10 protein-coding genes are annotated in these 11,533 nt (G+C 72.6%); 8 read left to right on the forward strand and 2 right to left on the reverse strand.

Annotated features, from left to right (window positions below):
• The first annotated feature begins 77 nt into the window (after positions 1 to 77).
• The 3 genes from ACFQS2_RS11580 (at position 78) to ACFQS2_RS11590 (ending at position 4,664) form a co-directional block, all read left to right on the forward strand.
• Entirely contained in the window at positions 78 to 2,795 is a 2,718-nt protein-coding gene (locus tag ACFQS2_RS11580) for a GNAT family N-acetyltransferase (RefSeq protein WP_377793869.1), read from the forward strand.
• A 139-nt stretch (positions 2,796 to 2,934) separates the two neighbouring features.
• A complete protein-coding gene (locus ACFQS2_RS11585) occupies positions 2,935 to 3,510 on the forward strand; it encodes a DUF5998 family protein (RefSeq protein ID WP_377793870.1) in 576 nt (191 codons plus the stop codon).
• Between the two features lie 17 nt (positions 3,511 to 3,527).
• On the forward strand, positions 3,528 to 4,664 hold the full coding sequence (locus ACFQS2_RS11590; RefSeq protein WP_377793871.1) for an alkaline phosphatase family protein: 1,137 nt from the start codon (positions 3,528 to 3,530) through the stop codon (positions 4,662 to 4,664).
• Positions 4,665 to 4,759: 95 nt separating this feature from the next.
• On the opposite strand, the gene sepH is transcribed toward ACFQS2_RS11590, so the two are convergent.
• Positions 4,760 to 6,148: a septation protein SepH gene (gene sepH, locus ACFQS2_RS11595; protein ID WP_377793872.1), complete on the reverse strand. Its 1,389-nt coding sequence runs from the start codon at positions 6,146 to 6,148 to the stop codon at positions 4,760 to 4,762.
• A 499-nt stretch (positions 6,149 to 6,647) separates the two neighbouring features.
• On the opposite strand from sepH, the gene ACFQS2_RS11600 reads away from it, so the two are divergent.
• Complete coding sequence (locus ACFQS2_RS11600) at positions 6,648 to 6,950, forward strand: DUF4193 domain-containing protein (protein ID WP_377020038.1); 303 nt, start codon at positions 6,648 to 6,650, stop codon at positions 6,948 to 6,950.
• 169 nt (positions 6,951 to 7,119) lie between these two features.
• On the opposite strand, the gene ACFQS2_RS11605 is transcribed toward ACFQS2_RS11600, so the two are convergent.
• On the reverse strand, positions 7,120 to 7,656 hold the full coding sequence (locus ACFQS2_RS11605) for a DUF3093 domain-containing protein (protein ID WP_377793873.1): 537 nt from the start codon (positions 7,654 to 7,656) through the stop codon (positions 7,120 to 7,122).
• Between the two features lie 61 nt (positions 7,657 to 7,717).
• Between ACFQS2_RS11605 and dut the strand changes: the two genes are divergently transcribed.
• The 4 genes from dut (at position 7,718) to ACFQS2_RS11625 (ending at position 11,389) form a co-directional block, all read left to right on the forward strand.
• Entirely contained in the window at positions 7,718 to 8,257 is a 540-nt protein-coding gene (gene dut, locus ACFQS2_RS11610) for a dUTP diphosphatase (protein ID WP_377793874.1), read from the forward strand.
• A gap of 2 nt (positions 8,258 to 8,259) precedes the next feature.
• Positions 8,260 to 9,039 (forward strand): DUF3710 domain-containing protein, encoded by a 780-nt coding sequence (locus ACFQS2_RS11615; RefSeq protein ID WP_377794173.1) that lies wholly within the window; start codon positions 8,260 to 8,262, stop codon positions 9,037 to 9,039.
• The gene (locus ACFQS2_RS11620) at positions 9,036 to 9,809 is read left to right on the forward strand and encodes a DUF3159 domain-containing protein (RefSeq protein ID WP_377020035.1); all 774 of its coding nucleotides are present in this window, start codon (positions 9,036 to 9,038) and stop codon (positions 9,807 to 9,809) included. The genes ACFQS2_RS11615 and ACFQS2_RS11620 overlap by 4 nt, the downstream gene beginning before the upstream one ends.
• A 257-nt stretch (positions 9,810 to 10,066) precedes the next feature.
• Entirely contained in the window at positions 10,067 to 11,389 is a 1,323-nt protein-coding gene (locus tag ACFQS2_RS11625; protein ID WP_377020034.1) for a class I SAM-dependent RNA methyltransferase, read from the forward strand.
• Positions 11,390 to 11,533 lie beyond the last annotated feature (144 nt).

Below are 11,533 nucleotides of genomic sequence, written 5' to 3' on the forward strand. Positions count from 1 at the left end.
GGCGGCGTGAGAGACGTGAATCCCGTCAACTCCACCAGCTCCGAGCGCCTCTGCGCGGGCGACGATAGGATCCCGGCATGGCGGAGAGGCGTGAAGGACTGCGGTCCCTGCGCCGTCGCGCCACGGGCAGCGGTGGCTCGTCGGCCCCGGCGTATCCGGCCCACTGGGAGGCCGACATCGCGCTGCGCGACGGCTCCGCCGCGCATCTGCGCCCGATCCTTCCCGAGGACGCGGACGCTCTCCAGGCCTTCCACCAGCGCCAGTCGGAGCGGTCGAGGTACCTGCGGTTCTTCGCGCCGATGCCACGCCTGTCCCCGCGGGACCTCGAACGCTTCACCGTGGTGGATCACCACGACCGGGTGGCGTTCGTGGTGCTGGTGGGGGACGACATCCTCGCCGTCGGCCGCTACGACCGGGTCGAGCAGGACGCCGCCGAGGTGGCCTTCAACGTCTCCGACGCCCACCAGGGCACCGGGCTGGCCTCCGTCCTGCTCGAACATCTCGCCGCGGCCGCCCGCGAGCGGGGGATCAGGGTGTTCACCGCGGAGGTCCTCCCGCAGAACTCCCGGATGATCAACGTCTTCACCGACGCGGGCTTCGACGTCGAGCGCACCCTGGACGACGGCGTGGTCCTGGTCTCCTTCCGGATCGATCCCACCGTCCGCTCACTGGCTGTGATGGCAGAGCGTGAGCACCGGGCCGAAGCCCGCGCCATGGAACGCCTGCTGCATCCCGAGTCCGTGCTGCTGGTCGGCGTCTCCTCGCGGGCGGACTCCGCCGGGGGACGCTTCCTGACCGCCCTGGAGCTGTCCGGATACACCGGGGCGGTCCACGTCATCGCCCGCGAAGCACTGGAGCTGCGCGGCCACAGCACCTACGCCCACATCGGGGACGTGCCCGGCACCGTCGACCTCGCCGTGATCGCCCTGCGTCCGGAGTCCTGCCTCGCGGCCATCGAGGAATGCGCCGCCATCGGCGTCCACAGCGTCGTGATCCCCACCGAGGGTTTCACCGACAGCGAACAGGGCGGGCGGCTGCAGCGTGAACTGGTGGCCCGCGCCCGCCTGCATGGCATCCGCCTGCTGGGCCCCGGCTCCCTGGGCTTCCTCCGCACCGGCGAGGACGCCATCAGCCTGTCCCTGGCACCGGCGATGCCCCGCCGCGGCCCCGTGGCGCTCGCCGGGCAGTCCAGCGCACTGTCCGCCCTGCTGCTGGCCGGGACCGACACCCGGGGCGTCGGCATCCACGAGTTCGTCGGCGTCGGCAATCGGGCCGACGTCTCGCTCAACGACACCCTCCAGCACTGGGAGGACGACGAGAACGTCGGGGTGATCGGCCTGGCGCTCGAGTCGATGGGCAACCCCCGCAAGTTCACGCGCATCGCCCGTCGCCTGACCCGTCGGGTCCCGGTCATCGTGCTGCGTCCGCCGGGCGTGGGCTCGACCGCACCGCCCGGGCACGACGTGCGCTCCTCCACACTCCCGCGCCGTGCCCTGGACCAGGTGCTGGACTCGGCCGGTGTGGTCCAGGCCGGGGGAGTGGACCACCTCATGGACATCGTCGATGCCATCGGGCGCCAGGGCCTGCCGCCCGGTGCCCGCGTGGGCCTGCTCTCGAACACCGCGGCCCTCGGTGCCGCCCTGCGCGGCGCCACGGACCAGGCGGGCGTCGAGGTCGTGGCCGACAACCGCAGCGTCCCGCTGTCCTCCGACCCGCGCCTGGTCCAGCGCGCCTTCACCTCCATGGCCGGGCGCGGTCAGACCGACCTGCTCATCGCCGGCATGCTCGACCCGCTGACCGGGGACCCGGTCGAGGTGATCCGGCAGATGGCGACCGTGGCCCGGCACAGCGAAGTGGCGTTGCTGGTATGTCTGATCACCAGCGCCGAGCGCTACGCCGAGGTCCAGCGCGCCGTGCGGCAGGACCCTCGGCTGCCCCCGGTCCATGCCACCCCCTTCGGCGCGGTCCGCGCCGGTGCCGGGATGCTCGCCGCCACGCTGCGACCGGCCGCCGACGACGACGCGCCCGCCCAGCGCGAGGACATCGACCGCCTCGCCGCCCGGGACCTCGTCGAGAGCCACCGCCCCGAGGGCGGTCAGGAGAGCACCGACCTCGCGCCCGAGAACGTGAGCGCGCTGCTGGCGGCCTACGGGATCAGCGTGCTGCCCGCCTGGACCGTGCAGGACGCCGAGGACGCCGTCGAGCAGGCGTCCCGGATCGGATACCCGGTGGTCCTCAAGAGCACCGATCCCGTGCTGCGGCACCGGCCGGACCTCGGGGGAGTGCGCTCCGGCATCCCCGATGCCGTCCAGCTGCGCCACGCCGTCTCGGCGATGCGCCATGACCTGGCCTTCTCCACCGCCCCGCTGGAAGTCCAGGCGATGGCGCCGCCCGGTGTGCCGATGGTGGTGCGCAGCGTCGAGGACCCCTCCCTGGGCCCCGTCCTCTCGCTGTCCGTGGCCGGCGATGCCACCGATCTGCTCGATGACATCGCCTATGCGATCCCGCCGTTCAGCGAGAGCGCCGCGATGCGCCTGGTCGATGCTCCCGCCTCGGCGGTCAAGCTGCGCGGGACCCGCGGCCTCCCTCCGGCGGACCGCGGCGCCCTGGCCGATCTCGTGGTCCGCGTCGGACTGCTCGCCGAGGACGTCCCGGAGCTGGCGGCACTCGAGCTGCATCCGGTTCTGGTGGGCCAGGACGGTCTCACCGTCGTCAGTGCCACCGCCCGTCTGGATGCGGCACCGAACCGCACCGACAGCGCACGGCGGGTGCTGTCGGGCCCAGCCGGGGTGTGAGCATGAGCGTCGGCGGCCGCCTCCCTGTCGAGTGCTCCGTGGTGGTCCGCAGCGGCCGGCCCGTGGTGCTCCGCAGCGGCCGGCCCGTCGTGGTCCACAACGACTGCTCCGGCCGCGCTGCGCGTGGGACAATGGACCGATGACCACCGCTCTTCCCGCCGAACTTCTCGCGGATCTCGAGACCGCCGGGTACTTCCCGCAGACGGCCGCGCAGAGCCTCGAGCGCTCTCTGCGCGGAGCCGCCGTCCTGGCCTACCTGGTGCGGCCGGAGACGACGTTCGATGGCCCCGAAGTGCGGCGCCACCTCACCGTCGTCGTGCTGACCGGGACGCACCTGCTGGTCACCCACCTCGACGATGACCCGGCCGATGCGATGAACCCCAGCCAGGTCGTCTCCACCACGGAGCGGATCCGGCTCCAGCGGATCACCGGCACCGGCCTCTCCCAGGTCTTCGACACCGACGGACAGCAGACCCCGGCCCGGGAAGCCGAGGTGACCCTCGGGATCACCTGGAACGGGTCGCGGCGCGTGGATCTCGAGCGCGCCGTGTGCGAGGACCCGAACTGCCAGGTCGACCACGGATATACCGGCACGATCGCACCCTCCGATCTGGCACTGCGCGTGAGCGCGCTGGCCGACGGCGATGACGCGGTCGAGGCAGCGCTGCGATTCCACGCCGAGCTGGTGGACGCCATCGACGCGCTCGACGCCTGAGCGCTGTGCCTGAGCACATGCCCGCCCGCGCCTGCGTGCCCGAGTGGCCCGAGGATCTCCTCGTCCCGCCCTTCGCCGGCGGCGCGCACCCTGGGATCCTCGACGTGCTGTCCCCACTGGTGGGCTCTCCGCAGCCGGGACGCGATGTCGTGGTGCTCCTGGACGGCGTGGGGGCGGATCTGCTCGCCGAGCACCGCGCTGTGACGCCCACACTGCGCCGCCTGGAGTCCGAGACCGCACGCATCCGGACGGTCACCCCGGCGACCACCGCGACCGCCATGGTCTCGCTGCACACCGGCCGGGCGCCCCTGGACCACGGCGTGCTCGGATATCTCACCCACGACCCGGCCAGCGGCCAGGCCCTGAACCAGATCAAGGGCGACCCGGGTGTGGACCCGCGGCAGTGGATGCCGGAGCCGACACTGGTCGAGCTCGGATCCCGCCGCGCCGTGCAGGTGGGCCCCGCGAAGCACGCGGGATCCCACCTCAGCGGCGTCGCCTACCGCGGCTGGGAGTTCCTCGGCCACGGACGGGGAGACCGGGTCGAGGCGGTGCGCACGGCTGTCCACCGTGCCGGCCCCGACGGTCTCGTCCACCTCCATGTCGACGACGTGGACCACATCGGGCACCATGCCGGCGTGGACAGCGAAGACTGGCGGACCGCCCTCTCGGAGGTCGACGCCCTGGTGGGAACCCTGCTGCGACGTCTGCCCCGCGGCACCCGGGTCCATCTCACCGCCGACCACGGCATGGTCGACACCTCACCGGGCACCACGATCGATCTCGCCGCCCACCCGCGTCTGCACGCGCTGGTCGCCGGCGTGGCCGGGGAGGCGCGGGCGCTCGCGCTGCGCGCCATCGAACGGGTCGGTGCGGCGGAGGACCTCGCCGCCGGACTCAGGGAGCTGCTCGGGCCACGAGCACTCGTCCTGACCCGGGATCAGATACTCGCTGTCGGCCTGCTGGCGCCGGTGGGGACAGAGGTGCCCGCACGCGTCCGCGGACGCATCCCGGACGTGCTGGTGCTCGCACGCGGACGCTGGAGCATCGACGACTTCTCGCGACGTTCCGATACCGCCCGAGCCATGATCGGCGTGCACGGCTCGCTCACCTCCGCCGAGGCGTGGGTGCCGCTGATCCACACCACGGTCTGAGGCCGGCGCCGAGGCGCTGACGAGGCGCCGACTAACGCCACCGCTCGGGCACGGCCGAGCGGGAGAACGTCACCGTCCGGACGGGGCCCGGGGTATCAGTCGTGCTTGGACCCGAAGACGATCTCGTCCCAGCTCGGCATGGAAGCCCGCTTGCTCTTGGACTTCGCCGGCTTGCTGGGCTTGCTGGGGTTGCTGGGACTGCTGGACTTGTCGTTCTCGTGCTTCTCGGCCGGCGTCCGGGAGGAGACGTCGTCATCGAATCCCGGCAGCGGTGTGAGATCGACCGTGTCCTGGTACTCCACGGGAGCGCTTGCGGACCCGTCACTGCCTTCCCCGGCGCTCGCGGCTCCGTCCGCCTCCAGCGCGGACTCGGCCGGCTCCGCGCCCCCGGAGACAGCAGCATCGGCCTCATCGGAGTGGACGGGGTCGACGGAATCCGGGGAACCGGCAGCACGGGCGCCGCTCCCCGTCGTCTGGTCGGAGGCGGAATGCTCCAGCAGCGCCTCGCGATCCGGATCCTCGAGGTCCTCGCCGGTCTCGTCCGCCGCATCGCGAACAGCGACGCGGCGGGGACCCTCGGGCGCGGAGGTCCGGGTCGCCGCGTCCTCGGCTGGGCCCACGGCGGCGCCATCGGGTCCGTCGGTGAACTCGTCCTCGTCGGTGACGTCCTCGTCCAGGCTGGCCCAGACGGTCGTGGAGTCATCCGGCGGCGGGACCGAGCGCAGCCCGCGGCGGGCGTTGAGCGCATCCAGCTCGCCGTCGTCGATGGCGGAAGGGTGGTCGCCGGAGACGGAGGGCTGGCCGGAGCTCCGTCCGCGGCCGCGGCGGGGCCCGGCGCTGTTCTCGTCGAAGGCCCCGTCGGCCTCGAGATCGTAGACCGAGCTCTTGACCGCCTGCAGGCGGGCACGGCCCCGGGTCGGCTCCGGCGGGGCGTCCTCATCGCTGATCCAGCGCGCCTCGTCGTCGACCGAGGCCACCGAGCGGTTGTCGAGATCGGCGACCCAGTGCGCCTGCCGGGTCCGGCCCGCTGCGGAGAAGGTCAGCTGGAGCGTCCAGGTCCCGTCACCACGTCGCCAGGCGTCCCAGGTGGTCTCGCCGGTGGCCTCGCGGGCGGCCAGCCGCTCGGCGACCACCTCGTCGAGGCTGGGGCCGCCGCGGCCGACGGGGAAGGTGCGTACGCGCTGTGCGGTCCATTCCCGTTCGGCGAGCACGGGGCCCTCGTACCGACGTACGTGCTCGAGGGGGATGTCGGCGGCTTCGGAGATGTCCTCGGCGCTGCGCCCGGAGCGCAGCATGGACTGGATCTCCCGGGGCCTGACCGGTGCGGAGTCCGCCGCCTGGATCATGCCCAGGGCCGGGCGGTCCCGCCGCACCGCTGCACGCAGGGCCTTGTCGATGCGCAACGTGTAGCGCTCGCCGTCGGAGTCGACCAGGATCACATGCTCGCCGTCGTCATGGATCCCGTCGAGTTCGAGCTCTCGCATCGTCGTCCTCTCCGTCGGAGCCTGGTCCCTCGCGGGCAGAAGTTCTCGCGTCCGCGACTCCTCGCATGCAGAAGTCTAGGCGGTGACCATATCGCGGCCCGCTGTCCACTGCCTGCGTTCGCGCCTGGAACGGGGGCGTGTTGCGTGCATCTGTCGATCCGGGACGCGCAGGGGCCGACGTGATGCGGTGGGCGCGGTCGGCTCTCGCGCTCGGCTCTCTCGGATGAACTGAGCGGAGCCGGCGCCGGCGTCGACGTCCGCTCCGGAGTCCGGGCAGCGGCCCGGACCTGGCCCACGCCCGGGCGAGACCTTCCCGAGACCGGCGCGAGACCGTCCCGAGACATTGCGTTGCCCGTCGCAGACCTCTCTGCAATAATGCCGCCGCATTCAGCGTTGCGACCAGGACCGACCCGCAGGGGCACGGGCAGTCTCGCCAGCGCAGGACCGCCGCACGCACCGAGGTCGGACGACCGCCGAGACAACCAGGAACGGACCGTAGATGGCCACAGATTACGACGCCCCGCGCAAGAACGAGGACGAATCGAACGACGACTCCATCGAGGAGCTCAAGGGCCGCCGGAGCGAAGCGGCGGCCCCCACGGTGGACGAGGACGAGGCGGAGGCGGCGGACTCGTACGAGCTCCCCGGCGCCGATCTCTCCGGCGAGGAGCTCTCCGTGAGAGTTCTTCCCCGTCAGGCCGATGAGTTCACCTGCGCCAGCTGCTTCCTCGTGAAGCACCGCAGCCAGATCGACCACGTCGAGGGCACCCTCATCATCTGCAAGGAGTGTGCCGCCGCTTGAGCGGCGATCACTTCCGCGCACGATCTCGCCAGGACGGCGCCGCATCCATGTCGGATGCGGCGCCGTCCTGCATGTCGTGGGGCCCAATGCCGCAGCGTCGACCGTCTCCGGCGTCCGGTCTCCCGTGCCGCGGGAGTCCGGCTCGAGCCCGCTGAGGCGTTCGCCCCGCTCAGCCGCTTCGCGAGTCCCGTCGGGCGCTGCGCAGTGCGAGCGCGAGGTCGTCGGGACGGCGTGAGGAGCCGACCCACGCGGTGGTGGAATCCTCGTCATCGAGCACCTCGACGCGGAAGCCCGAGGAGACCCAGCCGCGCACGCAGTGGTGCGCCAGAGGCTCGAAGCCCTGACCCATCGTGGTGCGCCACTCGTCCCCGCGCAGCACCGTCGCCTCACCGAGCTGATCGACCTCGATCCGAGCGCGGCCCATCGTGAACCAGCCGTCCTTGACCTCCAGGACGGGGGAGTAGAGCACGGCGAGGATCACCGCGACGATGATCGAGACCACTCCGACCACGAGCGCGGTCGTGAGATGCAAGGGCACGATGACCACCCCGAGGATGGAGCCGAGCGCCACCACCACGACCCAGGTCCCCGGGCCGGGCAGCAGGCGCTCACGGAAGAGAGGCTCCTGGTCACGGGGGCGATTCGGGGCGGATGGTGCGGGCTCTCCGGTCGGTGAGGCGGTGCGGGGATCGACGGCGTCGGGCATGCGCTCATCGTCTCACGCAGCCCCTGGACGCTCCAGCGCGCTGACGGCATACCCTGTGCCCATGCCTGCTCTGCCTGACTTCACGACCGAGGACGCGGACGCCGCACCCGCCCCCATGGGGACGCCGCCGTTGCGGATCCGTCTCGCCCCCGGCACGCCGATGCCCCACCGCGCTCACGCCGACGACGCCGGCCTGGATCTCTCCAGCGCCGAGGACGTCGAGATCCCCGCCGGGGGGCGAGCCCTCGTCGACACCGGGGTCTCGCTCGCACTGCCCCCCGGCACCGTGGGACTGGTCTGCCCTCGCTCGGGACTGGCCTCCCGGCACGGCATCACCGTGCTGAACGGTCCCGGTATCGTGGACGCCGGATATCGCGGGCCGATCAAGGTCTCGCTGCACAACACCGACCTGTCCGAACCGTTCGCCCTCGCGGCGGGGGACCGGATCGCCCAGTTGGTCGTGGTTCCGTTCCTGGCGCCGGCGCTGCAGCAGGTCGATGACCTCGACGCCACCGATCGTGACGCCTCCGGCTTCGGGTCCAGCGGCGGCTTCGGCCCCGGACCGGCACCGGCCGGCACCGACGAGCACAAGGAGGGATGACCGTGGGACTGTTCTCCCGCAGGAAGCGCGCGGAGTCCGACGAGGGCGAGCACGCCGTCCCCGAGGACTCCCTCGAGGACGTCGGTCTCGGCCAGGACGAGGACGACGCCGAACCGACCGGGGCCGACGAGCCGGAGGCCGACGAAGCGCCCGACGAGGCGCCCCCGCGAGCCGAACACCTCGACGAGGGGCCCTTTGACGCCCCGGACGCCCCCGACGAGGACCGCATCGACCTCGGCGGCCTCCAGGTCCCCACCATCGAGGACATGGAGCTGCGGATGGAGGTCGACCAGCGCACCGGAACCGTCACCGGCGCGAATCTGGTCATCGGCGGCTCGTCCCTGCAGGTCCAGGCGTTCGCCGCCCCGAAATCGCGCGGCCTGTGGGACGAGGTGCGCACGTCGTTGCGCGACTCCGTCGTCAAGCAGGGCGGCACCGCCGAGACCCGGCCCGGCGTCTTCGGGACCGAGCTGATCACCCGGCTGCCCGTCAAGCGCACCGATGGCCGTACCGGGTACCGCCCGGCGCGCTTCATCGGCATCGACGGGCCTCGCTGGTTCCTCCGCGCGATCCTCACCGGCAAGGCGCTGTCCGACAAGGAGCAGGCCAAGAGCTTCGAGACCCTGGTCTCCCGCCTGGTCGTGGTACGCGGAGGCGAGGCGATGGCGCCCCAGGAACTGATTCCGCTGACGTTGCCCGGCCAGCGCCCGGGCCTCACCCAGACCGGCGCCGGCCCGCTGGATCCGCTGGCGCGCGGCCCCGAGATCACGCAGATCGGATGAGCACGCCCTCCCCGGGCCCCGGCCCGTCCCAGCCCCCACGGTCCGGTGGACCGGCCGACCCGGCGCGACCGGGCGAGAATGCCGAGCCGGCGCGACCGACCCCTGCCCGCTCGCCCGGAGCGGGAGAGGGCGATCCGGTCAAGCGCGGCCTCGGAGGCGTCCTGCATCAGGAGGAGTTCTCCGTCGCCGACGCGATCGGCGGGCCGCGCGGCATCGCCGAATCGGTGCTGCCGACGCTGCTGTTCATCGTCCTGTACGTCGCCACCCGGTCCGTGACCCTCGCCTCCGTCTCGGCGGTCGCGGTGGTGGCAATCTTCCTGGTGGCACGCCTTATCCAGCGCCAGAGCCCCTCGACCGTGCTCGGCGGCCTGATCGGGGTGGGCCTCGGGGCGGTCCTCGCGATCCGTTCCGGGGACGGCTCCGACTTCTACGCGCCCGGCCTCGCCATAAATGCCGTGGCCCTGGTGGTCCTGGCGATCTCGCTGCTGGTGCGGCGGCCGCTGGTCGGGTACTTCATCGGTGCCCTGGATCCGCGCGTGAAGGACTGGGCGCAGGATCCCGACGCCCGCCGCGTCTACGGCCGGGCCACTGTGCTGTTCCTGGCGCTGTACGCCGCGAAGCTGGCCGTCCAGGTGCCGCTGCTGCTGACGGGTCAGGTGGCGGCGCTCGGCGTGGCCAAGCTCGCCATGGGCCTGCCCGCCTTCGCGGTGATCGCCTACCTGGTGTGGTTGATGCACCGCTCGCTGCTCTCCCGCGGCGGGTACTCCTGAGGCTCCGTCTCGAGCTCTGAGCCCGCAGCTCGACCACCCGGCGCCTCGTCCTTCCGGTGCCGAGACGTAGGCTTCTGCTGGGCCTCAGCTCGCCCGGGCGGGAGCGTGCCGGTCCCCGCAGGGGTCCGCCTGGTGGGACACTGGGGGCCGAAGAGTTCCCGGGCGTGAGCCTCGGCCGGCGCCGGAACTCGCCACGAGATCGAGGAGCTGCGGTCCGCGACGGCACGAGTGCGCGCGGACGGAGGAGGAGTGGTCCGATGAGCCCGGACGCCGAACGAGTGCCCAGCCCCGCCGTCGGCGGCCGACTTCTGACTCTCACCGTCGGACCACCCGCGGCCGGCGGCACCTTCGTCGCCCGCCACGAGGGACGAGTGGTCTTCGTCCGTGGCACCACACCGGGAGAGACCGTGACGGCCCGGCTGCTCGATGACCCCGAGGAGAACGCCTCGGCCCGGTTCTGGCGCGCCGAGGCGATCGATGTGCTCGAGGCCGGCGTGGACCGGGTGCCCTCGGTGTGGGAGGAGGCCGCCGCTGACGGCGTCGGCGGGGCGGAATGGGCCCACATCGCCCTCCCCGCCCAGCGCCGCATCGCCAGCGAGGTCATGCAGGAACTGCTGCGCCGCGCCGGAGTGACCAGCTACCCGATCGAGGACGTGCAGGTCGAGCCCGCGCCGCACGATCTCGACGGGCTCGGATGGCGCACCCGCGTGCGCTTCGCCGTCGATGCCGACGGGCGCGTCGGGATGCGCGGATGGCGCTCCCACGAGGTGCGCGACGCCGGCGAGAACCCGTTGGCCGCCCCGGCCATCCGGGACCTGCGCCTGGGGGAGTGGACCGCCCCGGAGGGCACCGAGGCGATCGACGCCGTGGCCCCGTCGGCGGGACCCGCCTCCGTGGTGCTGATCGGTCGCGAGCTCGACCCCGCCTCAGTCGTCGTCCCGGACAGCTGGGGCGATGCCGGGGTCGCCGTGCGCACCGGCCGCGGCCTGGTGCCGCTGCGCGGGGACGGAACCGTGCGCGAACGGGTGGGCGAGCGCCTGTTCGCCGTCAGCGCCACGGGCTTCTGGCAGGCTCACCGCCGCGCGGCGGAGCTGCTCAGCGAGGTCGTCGAGTCCACCCTTCGGGCGCCCCACGGCGGCAGTGCCTGGGACCTCTACGGAGGTGTGGGCCTGTTCGCTGCGACCGCGGCGGAGCAGGTCGGCCGTGACGGCAGCGTCATCACGGTCGAGGGCAACCGCCGCGCCTCCCAGCTGGCGGCCGAGAACCTCGAGGATCTGCCCCAGGTCTCGACCGCCACGGCCGACGTCACCGACTGGGTCAGAGCCCGTCGTGGCGGCGTGGACGTGGTCGTGCTCGACCCGCCCCGCAACGGCGCCGGCACCGAACTGATGGGTCTGCTGGCCAAGGCGGTGCGACAGCGGATCGTGTACGTCTCCTGCGAGCCCTCCACCCTGGCCCGCGACCTCGCCGCGATCGAGAAGGCCGGCTGGAAGATCTCCGAGCTGCGCGCCTTCGACCTCTTCCCGCATACCCACCACGTGGAGTCGGTGGTGGTGCTGGAGCGCGACAGCGAGTCCTGAGCCCGGCGCTCCCGTGGTAGGCTTTATCTTGACGTCAAGATATCTACCGGAGATCACTCCGGAGACCCCCGTGGCCACGCCCGGCGAGCGTCGTGCACCTGCGCGCCGCCCGGGACGGTCACGGCGTTCGCCCGTCCGCCCCGG

The organism is Brachybacterium sp. GCM10030267, from assembly GCF_042666875.1.
Taxonomy (GTDB): Bacteria; Actinomycetota; Actinomycetes; order Actinomycetales; family Dermabacteraceae; genus Brachybacterium.

Coding starts and splice junctions, on each gene's coding strand:
- ACFQS2_RS11590 (WP_377793871.1), top strand. CDS start 3,528: ATGCCCGCCCGCGCCTGCGTGCCCGAGTGGCCCGAGGATCTCCTCGTC.
- ACFQS2_RS11620 (WP_377020035.1), top strand. CDS start 9,036: ATGAGCACGCCCTCCCCGGGCCCCGGCCCGTCCCAGCCCCCACGGTCC.
- dut (WP_377793874.1), top strand. CDS start 7,718: ATGCCTGCTCTGCCTGACTTCACGACCGAGGACGCGGACGCCGCACCC.
- ACFQS2_RS11605 (WP_377793873.1), bottom strand. CDS start 7,656: ATGCCCGACGCCGTCGATCCCCGCACCGCCTCACCGACCGGAGAGCCC.
- ACFQS2_RS11600 (WP_377020038.1), top strand. CDS start 6,648: ATGGCCACAGATTACGACGCCCCGCGCAAGAACGAGGACGAATCGAAC.
- sepH (WP_377793872.1), bottom strand. CDS start 6,148: ATGCGAGAGCTCGAACTCGACGGGATCCATGACGACGGCGAGCATGTG.
- ACFQS2_RS11580 (WP_377793869.1), top strand. CDS start 78: ATGGCGGAGAGGCGTGAAGGACTGCGGTCCCTGCGCCGTCGCGCCACG.
- ACFQS2_RS11625 (WP_377020034.1), top strand. CDS start 10,067: ATGAGCCCGGACGCCGAACGAGTGCCCAGCCCCGCCGTCGGCGGCCGA.
- ACFQS2_RS11585 (WP_377793870.1), top strand. CDS start 2,935: ATGACCACCGCTCTTCCCGCCGAACTTCTCGCGGATCTCGAGACCGCC.